Here is a 19,104-nt window from a genome sequence, read left to right as displayed (position 1 = left end):
CTCAACACAAAGGGACAAGTGCAAACCGCCCACATTCATTTTATAGTGGATTAACTTTAAACCAGTACGGCGTTGCCTCGCCTTAGCTCAAAGAGAACGATTCTCTAAGGTGCTGAAGCACCAAGTGAATCGGTTCCGTACTATCTGTACTGTCTGCGGCTTCCTCGCCTTGTCCTGATTTAAATTTAATCCACTATATATAGGCTAAAGTTTGCCAGTTTCAGTTCGATTCCTGATATTTCGTCATGTCGAGAACAGTGATGTCTTCATGATCGAACATATTATCCCAAATTTGCTTATACAGTTCTTTTGCGGTCATTTGTTGAGGGATTTCAAAGGCTGCATCGGTGCTGGGAAATTGATCATATAGCTTTTCTTCCGTCCAGAAATTTAAGCCAAACCTTAAACTCTCTTTAATTCTGAATCGGGTTGATATGGGTAAGTTTTGATATTCAGGATACAGATATTCTTCCACTAATTTTTTTACACTATCTCGATTTACCAAATTCATACCTGATAATCCTTCAAGTCTGTCATCGACACCTTTGTGTAATAATCCAAGAAAAATTCTTATATATTCAGGGCTGACTTTATATGTTTTGCTCATTTAAATTTACCAAAAATCGAAACTGATTTACCGGTTGGTGGGAAAGTAAGATAGGTTGAAACCCACCATTTAAAAAGGTCGTCTGAAAACCCTGTTTCAGGTTTTCAGACGACCTTTCATCTTTATTTTTCGTTTTGTTTGTACCAGTCGATGAATTCGTCCGGTTTGGCGAAGCCGAGCAAGGGGTCGCTGCGGCGGCCGTCGGCGTGGATGGCGAATATGCCCGGCGGGCCGTAGATTCCGTATTCTTTGTAGAGTGCCTGATGTTCGGGCGTGTTGGCGGTTACGTCGATTTGGAAGAAGCGTTCCATATCGACGGCTTCATGCACTTGCGGCTGGTTGAGCGTGTAGTTTGCCATTTCTTTGCAGGAAATACACCAGTCAGCGTAGAAATCCAAAACGACGGGTTTGTCGGGGTTGGCTTTCAATGCGGCGTCCATGGCGGCTTTGAGTTCGGCGACGTCGGTGAACATTTTGCCGTGGTCGGTGGTTTTGCCTGCTTCGGACGGGGGAGAGAGCGTCAGGAAGTGGTGCAGGGCGGTGGTTTGTTTGTTTGCGCTTTGCCAGCCGAACCATGCGCCGCCGATGATGAGCAGGAAGCCTAAAACGGAGGCGGCGGTTTTCAGACGACCTTTTTGTTTGCCGGATTTAACCAGCAACATGACGGCAGGGACGATCATGAGCAGGGTGTAAAGCGCGACAACGAGGTAGTAGGGCAGGTGCGGCGTGGCGAGATAGACGGCTACGGCAAGCAGGATGAAGCCGAAGGCGTATTTGATGCCGTTCATCCAGTCGCCTGCTTTGGGCAGGACGTGGCCGCCGAATGTGCCGATGAGGATCAGCGGAACGCCGGTGCCGAGTGCCAAGACATACAACGCCAGCCCGCCCAAAACGGCATCGCCGGTTTGTCCGATATAGCCCAAGGCGAATCCGAGCGGCGGGGCGACGCAGGGGCCGACGATCAGCGCGGAGAGTATGCCCATGACGAAGACGGAGAAGATTTTGCCGCCGGAGAGTTTGCTGCTTTGGTTTTGGAAATAGGATTGGACGGCGTTGGGCAGTTGGATGTTGAAGAGTCCGAACATGGAAAGCGCGAGGACGACCATCAGGCCTGCGGCGGCAAGGACGACCCATGCCTGTTGCAGCCATACGGTCAGAAGCGCGCCCGTCAAGCCTGCGATGACGCCGACCAGCGTGTAGGTCAGTGCCAAACCTTGCACATACGCTACGGACAGTGCGAAGGCGCGGCCTTTGCCGGCGGTTTTATCGCCGACAATAATGCTGGAAACAATCGGTAAAAGCGGATACATACAGGCGGTAAAGCTCAAGAATACCCCTGCGGTAAAAAACGCCAACAGGTTGGCGTTTAATGTGTCCCACGATAATTTGAAGCGGCTGCTGTCGTCGTTTTGCGAGGCTTTAGGCGCGGCGGCGGGGGATGGTTTGGCGGAATCGGGTTGCAGGAAGCGGTCTTTGGCGGATATGGGTTCGTCGCTTTGCGGCTGGTACAGGCCGTTGCCATTAATCTCGAAAGACGTGTCCACGGGCGGGTAACATACGCCGGCTTCGGCACAACCTTGATAAGTCAGCGTCAGCCTGTAGGTCGGCGCGGCTTTTTTGTAAGGCCAGTTGACCTGCGCGGCGCGGTGGAACACGGTTTGTTTGCCGAAAAACTCATCTTCTTTGGCTTCGCCTTTGCTGAAAACCGGTTCTCCCAATACGCCTTCAGGCGCGGTGGCGGCGACGATTTTCGATTGGTACATATAGTAGCCGTCGGCGATTTTGAATTCGACGTTGATGCCTTTGTCGGTAACGTTCACTTGCGGCACGAACGCTTTTTCAGGCGGCAGCAAATCGTCGGCGTTTACAGCGAACGCGCTGGAACACAGGGCAAAAAAGGCGGTAAAGAAGTAAAGGAGTTTTTTCATGGCGTCTTCTCAGTGGAAGGGTTGAACAGGCGCATTATAAACGCAGCAGCCGTTTATAGGCCTTAATTTATATTAAAAGCAGCGATTGTTTTTTATAGTGGATTAACTTTAAACCAGTACGGCGTTGCCTCGCCTTAGCTCAAAGAGAACGATTCTCTAAGGTGCTGAAGCACCAAGTGAATCGGTTCCGTACTATCTGTACTGTCTGCGGCTTCGTCACCTTGTCCTGATTTAAAGTTAATCCACTATATCGTTGCGAGGGGGGATTATCGGGCTGCTTGATAGATGATGCCCGTCGGATTGTCTCTTTTTCATAGCCGATTGGAACGGGAAAGGTCGTCTGAAAACGGATTTTCCGGTTTTCAGACGACCTTTCCAATTTTTTGCTTGTTTAAGGATAAGCAATATAGGCGTAAGCCGAGTGGTTGTGTATCGACTCGAAGTTTTCGCTTTCGACGATGAAGCTTTCAATACGTCCGTCGGCAATCAGCGCGGTTGCTACGTCGCGCACCATGTCTTCTACGAATTTCGGGTTTTCATAGGCTTTTTCGGTAACGTATTTTTCATCGGGGCGTTTGAGCAGGCCGTAAAGCTGGCAGCTTGCCTGCGCTTCCACGCAGTCGATGATTTCCTCGATGCCGACTTCGGCGTTGGCGGTCAGGCTGACGGTAACGTGCGAGCGTTGGTTGTGCGCGCCGTATTGGGAAATTTCTTTGGAACACGGACACAAAGAGGTTACGGGCACCATGACTTTCAAATTATGGCTGTATGCGCCGTTTTTGATTTCGCCTGTCAGGGTAACGTCATAGTCCAGCAGAGATTGGATGCCGGAAACAGGGGCGGATTTTTTGCGGAAGAAGGGGAAGGAAACGCTGATTTTGCCGGAATGGGAGTCTAAAAGCGCAACCATTTCGGCAGTCAGTTTGTGCAGCCTGTCGAAATCCAAAGCCTCGGTTTGTTGTTCCATCAACGCCACGAAGCGCGACATATGCGTGCCTTTTTGGTCGGCGGGCAGGAAAACCGTCATGGTCAGGCGGGCGACGGTGGATTGGCTGCCTTCGGCGGTATTCAAAGTAATCGGAAAGCGCAGGTCTTTGATACCGACCTGGTTAATCGGCAGATTGCGTAAATCTCGGCTGGATTGCACGTCTGCAATGGCGTTCATGCGTTGTTTGTCCTTAATTGTCGGATTGTTGGGGTGTGTGTCGTTTGGAAACGGATTCATGCCGTCCGTTTTGCAAATGCGAGATTATATCACTTGCAAACCGTGTCCGCATTGATTGTTTCTATTTTTCGGATAGTGATAAAATCCTGAATTATTCATATCTTTACAAGGTTGAACCGAGATGAAATTCGCCACCAAAGTCATCCATTCCAGCTACGATTGCGACGAACACAACCGCGCGCTGATGCCGCCGATTTATCAGAACAGTATGTTCGCGCTGCACGAAATCGGCGAGCAGGTTCCCTACCGCTATTCGCGCCTGAGCAATCCGACCCGTCAGGTTTTGGAAGATACGGTTGCCGATTTGGAACGCGGGGCGGCGGGTTTTGCCTTTTCCAGCGGTATGGCAGGCATTGATGCCGTGTGGCGTACCTTCCTGCGACCAGGCGATACCATCGTCGCCGTTGCCGATATTTACGGCGGCGCGTATGACTTGTTGGTTGACGTCTATAAAGAGTGGGGCGTGAACGTTGTCTTTGCCGATTTGGGCAACCCCAACCGCTTGGACGAACTGCTTGCCGCGCACAAGGTGAAACTGGTTTGGCTGGAAACCCCGTCCAATCCGCTTTTGCGGCTAGTGGACATCAAAGCGCTTGCCGCCAAAGCCCACGCAGCCGGCGCGTTGGTCGGCATCGACAACACCTTCGCCACGCCGTATCTGCAACAGCCGCTGGAAATGGGCTGCGACATCGTGTTCCACTCCGCCACCAAATACCTTTGCGGACACTCCGACGTATTGATGGGCATCGTCGCTGTCAAAACCAAAGAACTGGCGAAACCGCTGCACGACATGATGGTGCATACCGGCGCGATTGCCGGCCCGATGGACTGCTGGCTGGTGTTGCGCGGCATTAAAACGCTCGCCTTGCGCATGGAGGCGCACTGCAAAAACGCGCTCGACATCGCCCGCCGCCTTGAAGCCCATCCCGCCGTGGAAAAAGTGTTCTATCCCGGCCTGCCGTCTCACGAACATTACGAACTGGCGAAAACCCAAATGCCCAAAGGCATCGGCGGCGTGGTAACGGTTTACCTCAAAAACGACACGCGCGAAGCGGCAAACAGCGTGATTAAAAACATGAAACTGGTCAAAATGGCGTCCAGCCTCGGCGGCGTCGAAAGTCTGGTCAACCATTGCTATTCCCAGTCCCACAGCGGCGTGCCGCATGATGTGAAAATGGAAATGGGCATCAAAGTCGGCCTGCTGCGCTTCTCCATCGGTATTGAAGACGCGGATGATATTTGGAACGATATTTCCAAAGCTTTGGATTCAACGTTGTAAAGATAAATAGGTCGTCTGAAAAGTGCGTAGCGGGTTTCGCTGAAGCGGTTTCAGACGACCTTTTAGCTGACCTCACGTTAGAAAGGCAAAATCATGAAAACCCTGATCTCCACCCTTATGACCGCAATCATTCTGACCGCCTGTACTTCGCCTGCTGAAAAACCGCAGCCGTCCCAACCTGTCACGTCGTCTGAAAAACCATCCGAACCGCGTCAAGCGTCAACGCCGGCTTTGGCGGCGAAATGGTTTGTGGTTTCTTTCGACAAATTCACCGAAAAAGATTTGGCGGGCAGAACGGCTTTTTTGGATTTGAGCAAAATGCCCAAGGCGCATGGCAAGATGGGTTGCAATCATTTGACGCTTCAAGCGAAGGAAGCCGGAGCGGGCAAAATTGATTTTGGTCCGATTGCCACGACGATGATGCTGTGTGAAGACATGAAGCTGGAAGAGGCTTTCTTGAACATGAAAAGCGTGTGGAACTATCGTTTCGACGGCAATGATTTGATTTTGGAGCAAAACGGCAAAACCATGCGCCTGCGCCGTCAGCCGTAAATTTTGAGTTTTATAGTGGATTAACTTTAAACCGGTACGGCGTTGCCTCGCCTTAGCTCAAAGAGAACGATTCTCTAAGATGCTGAAGCACCAAGTGAATCGGTTCCGTACTATCTGTACTGTCTGCGGCTTCGTCGCCTTGTTCTGATTTAAAGTTAATCCACTATAGTTCGGCTTAAAGGTCGTCTGAAAACCGGACAATCAGGTTTTCAGACGACCTTTCGTCAAGCGAACGGGTATAATACCTCTCGTTTCCCATCCCGCACACACAAGGAATCCCATTATGGCAGCCTCGCCCGAAGCCAAGTTCACCGAAGAAAAAGTCTTGTGGATTAAACACCATACGCCCAAGCTGATGACTTTTGCCATCAGCCGCCCCGAATCCTACCGCTTCTCGGCAGGGCAGTTTTCGCGGCTCGGGTTTCGCGACGGCGAAGGCTTTATCTGGCGCGCGTATTCCGTCGTGTCCGCCGAATACGCCGACACGCTTGAATATTTTGCCGTTTTGATCGAAGGCGGCCCCATGTCCGCGCGGTTCGCCGCCATGAAAGAGGGCGACACCATACTGCTCGATAAAACCGCTACGGGCTTCCTCCTGCCCGAACGCTTCCCCGACGGCAAGGACTTGGTCATGCTCTGCACGGGTTCTGGCATCGCACCTTTCCTCTCCATCATCGAGCAACCCGAAATCTGGCAGCGTTTCGACCGCTTGATTTTGGCGCACTCGGTTTCTTTCGCCGATGAACTGATTTTCAGACGACGTGTTGAAGCGTTGAAAGACCATCCGCTGATTGGCGAGTATTTCCACAAATTCCGCTTCGTCCCCATTACCACGCGCGAGGAAACCGAAGGCGCGTTGAGCGGCAAGCGCATTCCCGAGCTGCTGAAAGACGGCAGCCTCGAAACATACGCGGGATTCAAGTTCACCAAAGCGGACACGCGCTTTATGGTCTGCGGCAATCCCGCCATGGTCAAAGACACGTTCCAAGCCCTGATGGACTTGGGCTTCGCCATGCACCGCAACCGCATCCCGGGCGAAATCATGATGGAAAACGGGTTTTGAGCCTGATGATCCGGTAAGGTCTCAATAGAAGCAAAAAAGGTCGTCTGAAAAACGGTTTGCCGTTTCAGACGACCTTTTGTTTGAATGGTTTTGCAGCCGTCGGTATGGGGCGCGGCTGCTTATTCTTCACGTGGTTCTTCTAAATAATCATCCGCCTGTTGTTCGCGGGATTTCTTTTCTTTGTCCTTCTTTTTGTCCTTGTCGGGAATGGCGGCATTGATTAACGCGCCTGTGCCTTTGACAGCGATTTTACCTGCGGTCATGACGGTGGTGGCGGCCAGATTGACGGCGCTGGTGACGATACAGCCGCTGAGTGCCAAACTGAGGAACACAGGAAGAAGAAGGGATTTTATGTTCATCAATGTTCGCATCCGCATTGATGGTCGTGGTGTCCGCCGCTGCATCCGGAAGCCGCTTCATACCAGCTTTCGTCGTCGCCGTCGAATTCTTCCATTTCGTCAAATTCGCCGTTTTCAATCAGCGCGACAAGCTCTTCGAGGCTTTGCGCCCCTTCGACCCAAAAGCAGGGGATATCGGGCGGCGTATCGGGAGCGAGCAGGGCGGCGGTTTGGTCATGCCACGCGATCCAATAGCCGTTTTCGGTGTGGACGAATTGGGCATCGGGATGAATGGTTTCTCCGGTCGTTCCGACCAGCATTCTTTCGGCAATGTCGGCTTGGTAGGGTTGAATCTGCATGATGGGTACCTGTGAACAAAATCAGCTTTAATTGTAACGGAAAATCCATGGCGGATTATAGTGGATTAACTTTAAACCAGTACGGTGTTGCCTGGCCTTAGCTCAAAGAGAACGATTCTCTAAGGTGCTGAAGCACCAAGTGAATCGGTTCCGTACTATCTGTACTGTCTGCGGTTTCATCGCCTTGTCCTGATTTAAATTTATAGTGGATTAAAATTGCAATGATACGGCGTTGCCAACGCCCTTATGTACTACCCGTACACGGCGGGCGTTGCCGCCTTGTCTCATTTTTATTTTAATCCACTATAATCCACTATAAATCGTCTTTCGAGATGGGGCAAAGCGGGCTTGAATCCGTAGGCGACAGTTTCGATATCAGAGGTCGTCTGAAAACAAGCGCGGCGGATTGCGTTCAAATATTTGCCCAATAAAAAAGCAGCCCGTTTCAGGCTGCTTTTTGCATCAAGGGATGTAACGCGTCAATCTTATACCACTTCGGCTTTGGTGATGACGACAGGTTCGGTCGGTACGTCGTCGTGGTAGCCGTGGCGTTTGGTGGCGACGCCTTCGATGGCATCGACTACATCAAAACCATCGACGACTTTGCCGAATACGGCGTAGCCCCAGTCTTGGACGACAGTTTTGCCGTACAGATCTTTGGAACGGAAGTTCAGGAAGGCGTTGTCGGCGGTGTTGATGAAGAATTGCGCGCTGGCGGAATGCGGGTCGGAGGTGCGCGCCATGGCGATGGTGTATTTCTCGTTGGGCAGGCCGTTGGACGCTTCGTTTTGAATCGGCTCGCGTGTTTCTTTTTCGTTCATGTTTTCGTCCATGCCGCCGCCTTGAATCATGAAGCCTTTGATGACGCGGTGGAAGATTACGCCGTCGTAGAAGCCGTCTTTGACGTATTGTTCGAAATTTTTGGCGGTAACGGGGGCTTTGTCGAAATCGAGTTCGATTTTGATGTCGCCTTTGTTGGTGTGCAGGATAATCATGGGTTTCCTTTCGTTAAGAATCTTTTTACAAATGGTGCTGGGCGGAAAAACTTCAAGGTCGTCTGAAAAATATTCTTTCAGACGACCTTGGCTAGGGTTTTACGGGTTTACATCAGGATGAAATAAGCCCACAGTGCAACCAATACGATACAGAGGACGTTCAGCAGCAAGCCGACGTTCATCATTTCGCGTTGCTTGATTAACCCCGTACCGAACACAATCGCGTTGGGCGGCGTGGCAACCGGCAGCATGAACGCGCAAGATGCGCCGATGCCGATGACGAATACCAAGACTTGTTCGGGCAGCCCCATTTGCGTGGCGATGCTGGCGAAAATAGGTACAAGCAGCGCGGCGGAGGCGGTGTTACTGGTGAACTCGGTCAGGAAGATGATGAAGGTGGCGACTACGAAAATCACCAGCAGCGGATGCGCGGCGGTGAAAGTGGTAGCCACCTGCTGACCCAAGGCTTCGGATGCGCCGGAAGATTGCAGCAGCGCGCTCAAGCTGATACCGCCGCCGAAGAGCATCAACACACCCCAGTCGGTATTGCGGGCGACTTCTTTCCATTGCGCCACGCCGAATACGACGACGGCGACGGCGGCAATCAGGGCGATGACGGTGTCGGGGTTGGAAATGCCGAACGCTTCTTTGATTTTGGAGCTGAATACCCAAGCGACGGCAGCAGCGATGAAAATCAACAGTGCAATCACGCGGTGCAGCGTCCAAGGGATAGACTCGGCTTTGACTTCGACGCGTTCGTTCAGATTGGGCTTGAGGATGACGTACATGGAAAACAGCATCAAGGGCAGAATCAACAGCATCATCGGCAGGCCGAGCTTCATCCAGCCGACGAAGTCCAGATTCAGGGCTTTGGCGGCGATCATGTTCGGCGGCGAACCGACCACGGTACCCAAACCGCCGATACTGGCGCAGTAGGCAATGCCGAGCAGGACGAAGACGTAGGTTTTACGTTCTTTTTCTTGGTCGAGGTGGCTCATCATACCCATTGCCAAAGGCAGCATCATGGCGGCGGTGGCGGTGTTGCTGATCCACATGGACAGGAAGGCGGTAACGGCAAACAGCATCAATACGGCGACTTTCATATTGCCGCGCGACAGGCGCAAGAGGTTGACGGCGATTTTGCGGTCGAGGCGCTGCATGTGCAGGGCGGTGGCAAGCGCGAAGCCGCCGAAGAAGATGTAAATCGTCGGATCGGCAAAACCCGCCATCGCTTTTTTGATGTCCATATCGGGGAAACCGAGCACGACGGCGAGAATCGGCACCATCAATGCGGTTACGGTGATGTGGACGGCTTCGGTGAACCAAAGCGCGGCAACGAAAATCAACAGCGCGATGCCTTTGTTGGCATCGGTGCTGTAGGGCAGGATGCTGTAAATGCCGAAACAGACGACGGCGGAAATGATGGTGGTCAGCAGGCCCTTAAAGTCGGTAATCGGCTTTTGCGCACTGAGCAGCTCGACATTCTCAGGATGCTGGGTTTTGTCCTTTGCATGTAAGTCCATGGAGTATTCCTCTGAAACATAACGTGAAATCGCTAAAACCGCTGAAGCATAGGCTCATCGCCCGCCATTGCTTTTTTATTGATTTCACTGAATCGGTTTTTCTTGTTTCCCGCAGCGAGTTGTTCGCAGGCTTTGGATTTCAGGCAAACAAAGCCGTGCGGCATGGCAATGAGTATATTTGTAATCGGGTGTAGTGTAAATATAATGTTAACAATCGGGTGCGGTTTTTTACGAAAACGGATTGATGGGAAACTAAAAATATCTTTTTGTTGATTTTCAGACGACCTCTTTTGTAGTTAAAGCGTTAAGGTCGTCTGAAATACTTAAAACATGCCGTTATCGTGATATGATGCCGCATCTTTAACGACGCCGTCACGTCAATGAAAAAAATATTCAAAATCCTCCTGAAAGCCGTGTTGGCATTTATCATCGCCGCCATCCTTTACTTTGCCGCCGCTTACATACTTGGTAAGATTCCGCAGGACAGCATTGAAGCCTCCGATGGCGAGGTAACCCTTTACCTGAACAGCAACGGCGTACACGCCGACATCGTCATGCCGCTTTCAGACGACCTTTTCGACTGGACCAGTATCATCAACCCTGCCGACAGTCCCGCAGGGCAAGGCGATGCGCCCATCCGCTACGTTGGCATAGGCTGGGGCGAGCGCAATTTCTATTTGAACACGCCGCAGTGGTCGGATTTGACCGCCTCTACGGCAGTACAGGCGTTAAGCGGAATCAACAGCACACTGATTCACGCCATCTACTACCGCGATCCGCCGAGAGAAGGCGAAAATACCGTCAAATTTACCGTCAGCCGCGAACAATACCTCCGCCTGAGTGCCAACCTGATGCGCCATTTCAAATTGAAAGCAGGCAAAGCCATCCCCGTCGCCGGCGCGCATTACAGCCCTGACGACGCATTTTATGAGGCAGAAGGACGCTACCATCTTTTTAATACGTGTAACAGCTGGCTCAACCGCCGCCTGACCGAAAGCGGTATCAACGGCGTTGTCTGGACACCATTCCCCGATCCGCTGCTCGACAGCCATCGTACCAATACAGCAGAAAACCCATGAAAACCCTGACCATCCGCCATCTCACGCTTGGCAGCGGGCAACCGAAAATCGCCGTTCCCTTGGTTGCCCGAGACGAAGCAGCCTTATCCGCCGCCCTGAAAAACCTCGAACACGCCTGTTTCGATATTATCGAGTTCAGAGCCGACTATTTCGCCCAAGCGGGCAACCCCGAATACCTGCTTACCCAAGCCGCCGCCGTGCGCAGCGCCTTTCCCGAAACCCCGCTGTTGTTTACCTTCCGACGGGCGGAAGAAGGCGGCGAATACCCTTGCAGCAAAGCGTATTATTTCGAGTTGCTCGATAAAGCTGCCGCTTCAGGCATTATCGACATCATAGACATCGAACTTTCCGCCGGAGAAAGCGAAGTCCGCCAAGCGGTTGCCGCCGCCAAAGCACACAACACCGCTGTCCTGATGAGCAACCACGATTTTCATCAAACGCCCGCCAAATCGGACATCACAGGTCGTCTGAAAAAAATGGAAGAGGCAGGCGCGGACATCTGCAAAATCGCCGTGATGCCCCAAAGCCCCGCCGATGTCCTGACGCTTTTGGACGCCACTTGGGAAGCCCGTCAAACCGCAAACCGCCCGATTGTTACCATCTCCATGGGCAAGCTCGGACTCGTCAGCCGCATCGCAGGCTCAACCTTCGGCTCAGCCATCACATTCGGCACGGCAGGAGCCGCCTCCGCCCCCGGCCAGCTCGATTCCGCCAACCTGAAAAACATTTTGGATGTTTTGGAAAACGGTAACACCGCCAGATAACAATACATACAAATACAAAAAAACAAAAGGTCGTCTGAATCAGCGTTCAGACGACCTTTTTAGGATATTCCGCTATAATGGCGGCAATTTGAATAGAAAAGGAAAGTTATGAACCGTCTGTACCCCCACCCGATTATCGCCCGCGAGGGCTGGCCGTTTATCGGCGGCGGTTTGGTATTGAGTTTGCTGGTGTCTGCCTGCTGCGGCTGGTGGTCGCTGCCGTTTTGGGTGTTCACCGTATTTGCCCTGCAATTTTTCCGCGATCCCGCCCGCGAAATCCCGCAAGACCCCGAAGCGATTTTAAGCCCCGTTGACGGACGCATCGTCGTCGTCGAGCGCGCGCGTGATCCTTACCGTGATACCGAAGCGTTGAAAATCAGCGTGTTCATGAACGTCTTTAATGTCCACTCGCAAAAATCGCCTGCCGACTGCACCGTGACCGCCGTCGAATACAATAAAGGCAAATTCCTCAATGCCGATTTGGACAAAGCCAGTACCGAAAACGAACGCAACGCCGTACTGGCGACTACCGCGTCAGGTCGCGAAATCACCTTCGTCCAAGTCGCAGGCTTGGTTGCCCGCCGTATTTTGTGTTACACCAAAGTGGGCGAGAAACTGACCCGCGGCGAACGCTACGGCTTTATCCGCTTCGGTTCGCGCGTCGATATGTATCTGCCGGTTGACGCGCAGGCTCAAGTTGCCATCGGCGACAAAGTCACCGGCGTTCGTACTGTTTTGGCGCGCCTGCCGCTCCAAGCCCCTGAAGCTGCCGCGCCGACCGAAACCGCAAGCGCCGCACAAGCGGAAACGCCCGCTCCGGCGCAAGCTGCTGCCGAAGTAGTCCAATCCGAAATCGAAGCGGCTGCCGATAAAGTCCGCAATGCCGCAGAGCAGTCATTGAAAGACTGACGGCTGACAGCTGAACAAGAGGTCGTCTGAAAACCTTTTTCAGACGACCTTGTTTTATCAGAAACGGTAAATACGGTATAATTTGAACCCAACACACATTACACCCGACGGATTGATTCCCCGTCGGTTTTCCCTTTTCAGACGACCTGTACCGAATATCAAAAATCCATCCATGACCGCAAAATCCTCTAAAACCGCATCAAAAACTAAAGCCAAAACAAACGCTAAACCGAGCACGCGCCGTCAAAGCCAAACAAAGGCGCAGACAGAGCCGAACAAGGTTTCCGAGCGTTTGAAGGCTGCCAAAGCGCTGCAAAAAAATGAAGAAAAAAAAGCGCGCCCCGAGCATGTCGTCAATTTGATTAACGACGCGCTGTGGCTCTTCGGGCTGATGGTGACGGTCTTCATCGCCATTTCCCTCGCCAGCTTCAAAATGACCGACCCCGCATGGTCGCGCAGCGTGCCAAAATCGGATGACATCGCCAATTTCGGCGGGCTGTTTGGCGCGTATGTTTCCGATGTCGGCTATTATCTCTTTGGTCTGTCGTTTTGGTGGTGGATCGCCGCTTCGTGCGTTTTCCTCTATAAAAATTTCCGCCCGCTGCAAAAGCGCGAGAACTACAAATCGTACAACCACGGCGTTGCCGCGCTGGCTTTGTTCCTGCTTTTGGTGTGCAGCCCGATTCTCGAATATTTCACCTTTCAAAATACTTTGGACGAAACCCTGCCTGTCGGTGCGGGCGGTTTGGTCGGCGCTTTGGCTGGTTCGGGCTTGGCTTGGCTGCTGGGCAAATCCGGCAGCCTGCTGATTATGTGCGTCATGCTGCTGCTTTCTGTTTCCTTGCTGGCGCAAGTGTCTTGGCTGGAAGTGATGGCGAAAACAGGACGCAATACCGAAAGCCTGTTTTCAGGCATTTGGGGTCGTCTGAAAAAAGCATTGGGCAGACGCAAGGACGACGGCTCGACCGCCGAAGCCTTGGAAACGGAAAACACACGCCGTATGGTGAAAGAAGCCAAAAACATCACCGCCACGCCCGTTACCCCGCTTGCAGGCAGCACCAGCAACCGCAAATCTGTTGCGGTCTCCGTCGCGCCGCCACCCAAAATTCAGGCTTCTTTGTTTGAAGACAACGAGCCGCAACAGACAGGCGAATACCACAAACCCAGCATGAGCCTGCTGCGCCTGCCCAACGGCGAACCCGTCAGCATCAATCCCGCCGAATTAGAGCGCACTGCCGAATTGATTGAATCCAAGTTGGCAGAATTCGGCATCGGCGTGCAAGTCGTTTCCGCCACTTCCGGCCCTGTGATTACGCGTTATGAAATCGAACCCGCACAAGGCATAAAAGGCAGCCAAATCGTTGCCCTGTCTAAAGATTTGGCGCGTTCCATGTCGCTGCAATCCGTGCGCATCGTGGAAACCATCGCGGGCAAAAACACCATGGGCATCGAGTTGCCCAACGAAAAACGCCAAGACGTGATGTTGAGCGAAATCTTGTCTTCGCCCGTGTTTACTGAAGCCAAATCCAAGCTGACCGTCGCGTTGGGTAAAGACATTTCCGGTACGCCCGTCGTCGGCGATTTGGCAAAAATGCCGCACCTTTTGGTCGCCGGTATGACCGGTTCGGGTAAGTCCGTCGGTGTGAACGGCATGATTATGTCCATGCTTTTCAAAGCCACGCCCGACGAAGTCCGCTTCATTATGATTGACCCGAAAATGCTCGAATTGAGCATTTACGACGGCATTCCGCACCTGCTTTGCCCGGTCGTTACCGATATGCGCGAAGCAGGGCAGGCGTTGAACTGGTGTGTCGCCGAAATGGAAAAACGCTACCGCCTGCTTTCCCACGCCGGCGTGCGTAATCTGGAAGGCTTCAACCAAAAAGTCGAAGCCGCCAAAGCATCGGGCAAACCCATGCCCAACCCGTTCAGCCTGAATCCGGACGACCCCGAGCCGCTGGAAAAACTGCCGATGATTGTGGTCGTTATCGACGAGTTGGCAGACCTGATGATGACCGAACGCAAAGCCGTCGAGCAACAAATCGCCCGCCTCGCCCAAAAAGCGCGTGCCGCCGGTATCCATATGATTGTCGCAACCCAACGACCAAGCGTCGATGTCGTCACCGGCTTGATTAAAGCGAATATCCCGACGCGCATGGCGTTTACCGTGCAAAGCAAAATCGACAGCCGTACCATCCTCGACCAAATGGGCGCTGACGAATTGCTGAAATACGGCGACTCCCTGTTCCTGCAACCGGGCAGCGCCGAGCCGACCCGCCTGCAAGGCGCGTTTGTTTCAGACGACGAGGTGCATCAAGTCGTCAACTACGTCAAATCGCAAGCCCCCGCCGACTATGTCGAAGGTTTACTCAGCGGTGAAGCCGCGCTGGAAACCACCAATATCGTCAATCCGAATGCAGGCAGCGACGAATTGTTCGACCAAGCCGTCGCCTACATTTTGGAAAGCAAAAAAACTTCCATCTCCTCTCTGCAACGCCAGTTGCGCATCGGCTACAACCGCGCCGCCAACTTGATGGAAGCGCTCGAAAACGCCGGTGTCGTTTCCCCCGCAGACATCAACGGCAGCCGCAGGATTCTGGCACAAAAAGACCAGTTGTGATCTCAATAATTACCAAAGGTCGTCTGAAAACCGGTTATATCTGTTTTCAGACGACCTTTTATGATGTCGGATTCAATACCTTATTTTATTGGGGCAAAATCGGTCCGTCTATCGACGATATAGTGGATTAACTTTAAATCAGGACAAGGCGAGGCAACGCCGTGCTGGTTTAAAGTTAATCCACTATATTATCCAGTCAATCAAACATTGTGATATACTAGCCAGCTAATTTTCCTGCCTTTTGCAAGCAACGGACGATAAAGCCCCGATGGGTCGGAGCCGCTTTTGCAGTCATCATTGGCAAAAGGATTCCCATTTTTTATTTAACACAACAAATTAAGGTCTTACGATGAGCGTAACTGTTGAAACTTTAGAAAATCTGGAACGCAAAGTAGTGTTGTCTCTGCCTTGGTCCGAAATCAACGCAGAAACCGATAAAAAACTGAAACAAACCCAACGCCGTGCAAAAATCGACGGTTTCCGTCCGGGTAAAGCACCTTTAAAAATGATTGCCCAAATGTACGGTGCAAGCGCTCAAAATGATGTCATCAATGAAATGGTCCAACGCCGTTTCTACGATGTTGCCGTTGCCCAAGAATTGAAAGTTGCCGGCTATCCGCGTTTCGAAGGCGTTGAAGAACAAGACGATAAAGAATCCCTGAAAATCGCTGCGATTTTCGAAGTGTTCCCTGAAGTCGTTATCGGCGATTTGTCTGCACAAGAAGTCGAAAAAGTAACCGCTTCCGTCGGCGATGCCGAAGTGGACCAAACCGTAGAAATCCTGCGCAAACAACGCACCCGCTTCAACCATGTTGAGCGCGAAGCCCAAAACGGCGACCGCGTCATCATCGACTTCGAAGGCAAAATCGACGGCGAACCTTTCGCCGGCGGCGCATCCAAAAACTACGCCTTCGTATTGGGCGCAGGTCAAATGTTGCCTGAATTTGAAGCCGGCGTAGTCGGCATGAAGGCAGGCGAAAGCAAAGACGTTACCGTCAATTTCCCTGAAGACTACCACGGTAAAGACGTTGCCGGTAAATCCGCTGTTTTCACCATCACATTGAACAACGTATCCGAACCCACCCTGCCCGAAGTTGATGCCGACTTCGCCAAAGCATTGGGTATCGCCGACGGCGACGTTGCCAAAATGCGCGAAGAAGTGAAGAAAAACGTAGGTCGCGAAGTTGAGCGCCGCGTAAACGAACAAACCAAAGAATCTGTAATGAACGCGCTGCTCAAAGCTGTAGAGCTGAAAGCGCCTGTTGCTTTGGTAAATGAAGAAGCCGCCCGCTTGGCAAACGAAATGAAACAAAACTTCGTCAACCAAGGCATGGCTGACGCTGCCAACTTGGATCTGCCTTTGGATATGTTCAAAGAGCAAGCCGAACGCCGCGTATCTTTGGGTCTGATTTTGGCCAAACTGGTTGAAGAAAACAAACTGGAACCGACTGAAGAGCAAATCAAAGCCGTTGTTGCCAACTTCGCAGAAAGCTACGAAGATCCTCAAGAAGTGATCGACTGGTACTACGCAGAGCCTTCCCGCCTGCAAGGTCCGACTTCTTTGGCAGTAGAAAGCAACGTCGTTGATTTCGTTTTGGGCAAAGCCAAAGTAACCGAAAAAGCTTTGTCTTTTGACGAAGTGATGGGCGCACAAGCCTAATCATCTTCAAAAGGTCGTCTGAAACAGACAACTTGAAAGCACCAAAGCACCCCTTTGGTGCTTTCGCAACATTGACAGGAGACAAAAATGTCCTTCGATTTCAATAATTACCTCGTTCCTACCGTTATCGAACAAAGCGGCCGCGGCGAGCGTGCATTTGATATTTACTCGCGCCTTTTGAAAGAGCGCATCGTATTTTTGATTGGCCCGGTAACCGACGAGTCCGCCAATTTGGTGGTTGCCCAGCTGTTGTTTTTGGAAAGTGAAAATCCGGACAAAGATATTTTCTTCTACATCAATTCCCCCGGCGGCTCGGTAACGGCAGGCATGTCGATTTACGACACCATGAATTTCATCAAGCCCAACGTCTCCACTTTGTGCTTAGGGCAAGCGGCAAGCATGGGCGCATTCCTGCTCTCGGCAGGCGAAAAAGGCAAACGTTTCGCCCTGCCCAACAGCCGTATCATGATTCACCAACCTTTAATCAGCGGCGGTTTGGGCGGTCAGGCATCCGATATTGAAATCCATGCCCGCGAGCTGTTGAAAATCAAAGAGAAACTCAACCGCCTGATGGCGAAACACTGCGGCCGAGACTTGGCAGATTTGGAGCGCGACACCGACCGCGACAACTTCATGTCTGCCGAAGAAGCCAAAGAATACGGTTTGATTGACCAAGTTCTGGAAAATCGCGCTTCTTTGCAGGCTTAAATGTTTGATTTGAGCAATTGAAACACACGCTGACAGAAGACGCGCTGATTATTCCGCTATTTCGCCTGTACAACGGAGCGGCTGTTTTTGATGAGGCTGTTTGGGTAAGGAAAGAGCGGTTTTGTTGAAGCGTCGCTGACGGCGGTGTTTGAATGGATTTGACGAAAAGGTCGTCTGAAAACTTGAAAGACAGGTTTTCAGACGACCTTTTTGATTTGCTGCATTGGAATTGAGATTACGTTAACGACGTTGGTTCGTTTTTGTCTTGTGCTGATAGATGAAGAATCCCGCTGTATGCCTTATTCCGTAAAGAAAGTATGCGCGCCAAGATAATGTTTGGCGTAATACGGGCTGGAGAGTTTTTCGGTTTTGATGGTTTTGCCGCTGCTTGGGGCGTGGATAAATTCGCCGTTGCCGATGTAGAGGCCGACATGGGAATATTGGGATGAACCGCCGGTGTTGAAAAAGACGAGGTCGCCGGCTTTTAATTGGTTGTCGGGGATTTTGCGGCTGGCCGCCGCCATGTCGCGGGCGGTTCGCGGGAGGCTGACATCGAGGGCGTTTTTATAGACGAATTGAATCATGCCGCTGCAGTCGAAGCCGGTGGTAGTGCTGCTGCCGCCCCATCTGTAAGGCGTGCCGATTAGCCCCATGCTGTGCAGCATAAGTTCTTGCGAGCCTTGAGTGCGGTCGATGTTGCTGATGCGGACGGGTTGGACTGTTCGGGCGGTGGTGTGGGTTTTGGTCTTTGGATGATGTTTGCCGGAAAAAAGGCCGCAGGAGGCGAGGGGTAGGATGATGGCGGCGGTCAGGGCGGTGCGGATAATCGGTTTCATGGGATTCCTTTTTAGGGACGTTTCAGACGAGGTTTGGCAAGAGGTCGTCTGAAAAAGGTTTTTCTATAGTGGATTAACTTTAAACCAGCACGGCGTTGCCTCGCCTTAGCTCAAAGAGAACGATTCTCTAAGGTGCTGAAGCACCAAGTGAATCGGTTCCGTACTATCCGTACTGTCTGCGGCTTCGTCGCCTTGTCCTGGTTTAAATTTAATCCACTATATTTGTGTGATGGGTTAGTCCGTATTTTTGTTTTGAGGTCGTCTGAAAACTTGAAATACAGGTTTTCAGACGACCTTTCGTTTGGGTCTTACAGCAATCCTTCTATCGGCAGGATGGAGAGGATTTTGGAGGTAACGCGTTTCCAGAATTTGGCTTCCGGCTCGGCGGAGTAGGTTTTTTGGGTGGCGGGGTCGTACCAGTGAAGTTTGTTGTATTTGTCGAGGGTAACCTGATAGGCGTATTTCGGGGTGGTATTGACGAGGGTGCGCTGCATTTCGCCTGCGATTTTGGGGCTTTCGAGGACGACGCCCATTTCGGTGTTGAGTCTGGCGGAGCGCGGGTCGAGGTTGAATGAGCCGATGAAGACGCGTTTTTCGTCCACGATGAAGGTTTTGGCGTGCAGGCTGGTGGCGGAACTGCCGGTCAGACCGCGGTCTTT

At 52.0% G+C, this 19,104-nt stretch carries 19 protein-coding genes; 10 read left to right on the top strand and 9 right to left on the bottom strand.

Annotated features, from left to right (window positions below; all coding sequences use genetic code 11):
- Positions 1-220 precede the first annotated feature (220 nt).
- The 3 genes from HMPREF1051_RS00130 to folE2 all read right to left on the bottom strand — a co-directional run bounded on the left by HMPREF1051_RS00130 (position 221) and on the right by folE2 (position 3,700).
- On the bottom strand, positions 221-607 hold the full coding sequence (locus tag HMPREF1051_RS00130) for a hypothetical protein (RefSeq protein ID WP_036490822.1): 387 nt from the start codon (positions 605-607) through the stop codon (positions 221-223).
- A 122-nt stretch (positions 608-729) separates the two neighbouring features.
- Positions 730-2,535 (bottom strand): protein-disulfide reductase DsbD, encoded by a 1,806-nt coding sequence (gene dsbD, locus HMPREF1051_RS00125; RefSeq protein WP_003762588.1) that lies wholly within the window; start codon positions 2,533-2,535, stop codon positions 730-732.
- 391 nt (positions 2,536-2,926) lie between these two features.
- Complete coding sequence (gene folE2 / locus HMPREF1051_RS00120; RefSeq protein WP_036490819.1) at positions 2,927-3,700, bottom strand: GTP cyclohydrolase FolE2; 774 nt, start codon at positions 3,698-3,700, stop codon at positions 2,927-2,929.
- A gap of 181 nt (positions 3,701-3,881) precedes the next feature.
- Between folE2 and HMPREF1051_RS00115 the strand changes: the two genes are divergently transcribed.
- From HMPREF1051_RS00115 to HMPREF1051_RS00105, 3 genes are all read left to right on the top strand, one after another.
- Positions 3,882-5,039, top strand: a complete 1,158-nt coding sequence (locus HMPREF1051_RS00115; RefSeq protein ID WP_003762581.1) for a trans-sulfuration enzyme family protein — start codon at positions 3,882-3,884, stop codon at positions 5,037-5,039.
- A 93-nt stretch (positions 5,040-5,132) separates the two neighbouring features.
- Positions 5,133-5,591, top strand: coding sequence for an META domain-containing protein (locus HMPREF1051_RS00110; RefSeq protein ID WP_003762566.1), 459 nt, complete (start codon positions 5,133-5,135; stop codon positions 5,589-5,591).
- A gap of 283 nt (positions 5,592-5,874) precedes the next feature.
- Positions 5,875-6,654 carry a ferredoxin--NADP reductase gene (locus HMPREF1051_RS00105; protein ID WP_003759677.1) on the top strand — a complete coding sequence of 260 codons (780 nt, stop codon included), beginning with the start codon at positions 5,875-5,877 and terminating at the stop codon, positions 6,652-6,654.
- 119 nt (positions 6,655-6,773) lie between these two features.
- On the opposite strand, the gene HMPREF1051_RS00100 is transcribed toward HMPREF1051_RS00105, so the two are convergent.
- The 4 genes from HMPREF1051_RS00100 to HMPREF1051_RS00085 all read right to left on the bottom strand — a co-directional run bounded on the left by HMPREF1051_RS00100 (position 6,774) and on the right by HMPREF1051_RS00085 (position 9,869).
- Positions 6,774-7,013 (bottom strand): NF038104 family lipoprotein, encoded by a 240-nt coding sequence (locus HMPREF1051_RS00100; protein ID WP_036490815.1) that lies wholly within the window; start codon positions 7,011-7,013, stop codon positions 6,774-6,776.
- Positions 7,013-7,351, bottom strand: coding sequence for a hypothetical protein (locus tag HMPREF1051_RS00095; RefSeq protein ID WP_003762571.1), 339 nt, complete (start codon positions 7,349-7,351; stop codon positions 7,013-7,015). Before HMPREF1051_RS00095 ends, HMPREF1051_RS00100 begins: the two co-directional genes overlap by 1 nt.
- Before the next feature lie 485 nt (positions 7,352-7,836).
- Complete coding sequence (locus HMPREF1051_RS00090) at positions 7,837-8,346, bottom strand: peptidylprolyl isomerase (protein ID WP_003762558.1); 510 nt, start codon at positions 8,344-8,346, stop codon at positions 7,837-7,839.
- Positions 8,347-8,453: 107 nt separating this feature from the next.
- Positions 8,454-9,869 (bottom strand): SLC13 family permease, encoded by a 1,416-nt coding sequence (locus tag HMPREF1051_RS00085; protein ID WP_003762569.1) that lies wholly within the window; start codon positions 9,867-9,869, stop codon positions 8,454-8,456.
- 380 nt (positions 9,870-10,249) lie between these two features.
- Here HMPREF1051_RS00085 and HMPREF1051_RS00080 point away from each other — a divergent pair, with 380 nt between their 5' ends.
- The 7 genes from HMPREF1051_RS00080 to clpP all read left to right on the top strand — a co-directional run bounded on the left by HMPREF1051_RS00080 (position 10,250) and on the right by clpP (position 17,609).
- A complete protein-coding gene (locus tag HMPREF1051_RS00080) occupies positions 10,250-10,948 on the top strand; it encodes a TIGR02117 family protein (protein ID WP_003762562.1) in 699 nt (232 codons plus the stop codon).
- Positions 10,945-11,712 carry a type I 3-dehydroquinate dehydratase gene (gene aroD / locus HMPREF1051_RS00075; RefSeq protein ID WP_003762575.1) on the top strand — a complete coding sequence of 256 codons (768 nt, stop codon included), beginning with the start codon at positions 10,945-10,947 and terminating at the stop codon, positions 11,710-11,712. Before HMPREF1051_RS00080 ends, aroD begins: the two co-directional genes overlap by 4 nt.
- A 108-nt stretch (positions 11,713-11,820) precedes the next feature.
- Positions 11,821-12,621 carry a phosphatidylserine decarboxylase gene (locus HMPREF1051_RS00070; RefSeq protein ID WP_003762591.1) on the top strand — a complete coding sequence of 267 codons (801 nt, stop codon included), beginning with the start codon at positions 11,821-11,823 and terminating at the stop codon, positions 12,619-12,621.
- A gap of 172 nt (positions 12,622-12,793) precedes the next feature.
- Complete coding sequence (locus HMPREF1051_RS00065) at positions 12,794-15,241, top strand: DNA translocase FtsK (protein WP_003762574.1); 2,448 nt, start codon at positions 12,794-12,796, stop codon at positions 15,239-15,241.
- Positions 15,238-15,372, top strand: a complete 135-nt coding sequence (locus HMPREF1051_RS15415) for a hypothetical protein (protein ID WP_003762555.1) — start codon at positions 15,238-15,240, stop codon at positions 15,370-15,372. Before HMPREF1051_RS00065 ends, HMPREF1051_RS15415 begins: the two co-directional genes overlap by 4 nt.
- A 218-nt stretch (positions 15,373-15,590) precedes the next feature.
- Positions 15,591-16,901: a trigger factor gene (gene tig, locus HMPREF1051_RS00060; protein ID WP_003762579.1), complete on the top strand. Its 1,311-nt coding sequence runs from the start codon at positions 15,591-15,593 to the stop codon at positions 16,899-16,901.
- 87 nt (positions 16,902-16,988) lie between these two features.
- The gene (clpP, locus tag HMPREF1051_RS00055) at positions 16,989-17,609 is read left to right on the top strand and encodes an ATP-dependent Clp endopeptidase proteolytic subunit ClpP (RefSeq protein ID WP_003742152.1); all 621 of its coding nucleotides are present in this window, start codon (positions 16,989-16,991) and stop codon (positions 17,607-17,609) included.
- A 299-nt stretch (positions 17,610-17,908) separates the two neighbouring features.
- Here the strand turns inward: clpP and HMPREF1051_RS00050 are convergent, their stop codons facing one another.
- Both HMPREF1051_RS00050 and HMPREF1051_RS00045 read right to left on the bottom strand, forming a co-directional pair.
- The gene (locus HMPREF1051_RS00050) at positions 17,909-18,445 is read right to left on the bottom strand and encodes a C40 family peptidase (protein WP_003762586.1); all 537 of its coding nucleotides are present in this window, start codon (positions 18,443-18,445) and stop codon (positions 17,909-17,911) included.
- A gap of 308 nt (positions 18,446-18,753) precedes the next feature.
- A partial coding sequence (locus HMPREF1051_RS00045) for a phospholipase D-like domain-containing protein (RefSeq protein ID WP_003762589.1) occupies positions 18,754-19,104 on the bottom strand: 351 nt, incomplete at its 5' end.

The sequence above is a fragment of the Neisseria sicca VK64 genome (assembly GCF_000260655.1).
Taxonomy (GTDB): Bacteria; Pseudomonadota; Gammaproteobacteria; order Burkholderiales; family Neisseriaceae; genus Neisseria; species Neisseria sicca_B.
This window is presented reverse-complemented; position numbering and strand designations above follow the sequence as displayed.

What these genes read in the sequence shown, in the direction of transcription:
- HMPREF1051_RS00085 (WP_003762569.1), bottom strand. Translation starts at nt 9,869, where the DNA reads ATGGACTTACATGCAAAGGACAAAACCCAGCATCCTGAGAATGTCGAG.
- HMPREF1051_RS00090 (WP_003762558.1), bottom strand. Translation starts at nt 8,346, where the DNA reads ATGATTATCCTGCACACCAACAAAGGCGACATCAAAATCGAACTCGAT.
- folE2 (WP_036490819.1), bottom strand. Translation starts at nt 3,700, where the DNA reads ATGAACGCCATTGCAGACGTGCAATCCAGCCGAGATTTACGCAATCTG.
- HMPREF1051_RS00070 (WP_003762591.1), top strand. Translation starts at nt 11,821, where the DNA reads ATGAACCGTCTGTACCCCCACCCGATTATCGCCCGCGAGGGCTGGCCG.
- HMPREF1051_RS00105 (WP_003759677.1), top strand. Translation starts at nt 5,875, where the DNA reads ATGGCAGCCTCGCCCGAAGCCAAGTTCACCGAAGAAAAAGTCTTGTGG.
- HMPREF1051_RS00110 (WP_003762566.1), top strand. Translation starts at nt 5,133, where the DNA reads ATGAAAACCCTGATCTCCACCCTTATGACCGCAATCATTCTGACCGCC.
- HMPREF1051_RS00080 (WP_003762562.1), top strand. Translation starts at nt 10,250, where the DNA reads ATGAAAAAAATATTCAAAATCCTCCTGAAAGCCGTGTTGGCATTTATC.
- tig (WP_003762579.1), top strand. Translation starts at nt 15,591, where the DNA reads ATGAGCGTAACTGTTGAAACTTTAGAAAATCTGGAACGCAAAGTAGTG.
- HMPREF1051_RS00050 (WP_003762586.1), bottom strand. Translation starts at nt 18,445, where the DNA reads ATGAAACCGATTATCCGCACCGCCCTGACCGCCGCCATCATCCTACCC.
- HMPREF1051_RS00130 (WP_036490822.1), bottom strand. Translation starts at nt 607, where the DNA reads ATGAGCAAAACATATAAAGTCAGCCCTGAATATATAAGAATTTTTCTT.
- aroD (WP_003762575.1), top strand. Translation starts at nt 10,945, where the DNA reads ATGAAAACCCTGACCATCCGCCATCTCACGCTTGGCAGCGGGCAACCG.
- HMPREF1051_RS00065 (WP_003762574.1), top strand. Translation starts at nt 12,794, where the DNA reads ATGACCGCAAAATCCTCTAAAACCGCATCAAAAACTAAAGCCAAAACA.
- dsbD (WP_003762588.1), bottom strand. Translation starts at nt 2,535, where the DNA reads ATGAAAAAACTCCTTTACTTCTTTACCGCCTTTTTTGCCCTGTGTTCC.
- HMPREF1051_RS00100 (WP_036490815.1), bottom strand. Translation starts at nt 7,013, where the DNA reads ATGAACATAAAATCCCTTCTTCTTCCTGTGTTCCTCAGTTTGGCACTC.
- HMPREF1051_RS00095 (WP_003762571.1), bottom strand. Translation starts at nt 7,351, where the DNA reads ATGCAGATTCAACCCTACCAAGCCGACATTGCCGAAAGAATGCTGGTC.
- HMPREF1051_RS00115 (WP_003762581.1), top strand. Translation starts at nt 3,882, where the DNA reads ATGAAATTCGCCACCAAAGTCATCCATTCCAGCTACGATTGCGACGAA.
- clpP (WP_003742152.1), top strand. Translation starts at nt 16,989, where the DNA reads ATGTCCTTCGATTTCAATAATTACCTCGTTCCTACCGTTATCGAACAA.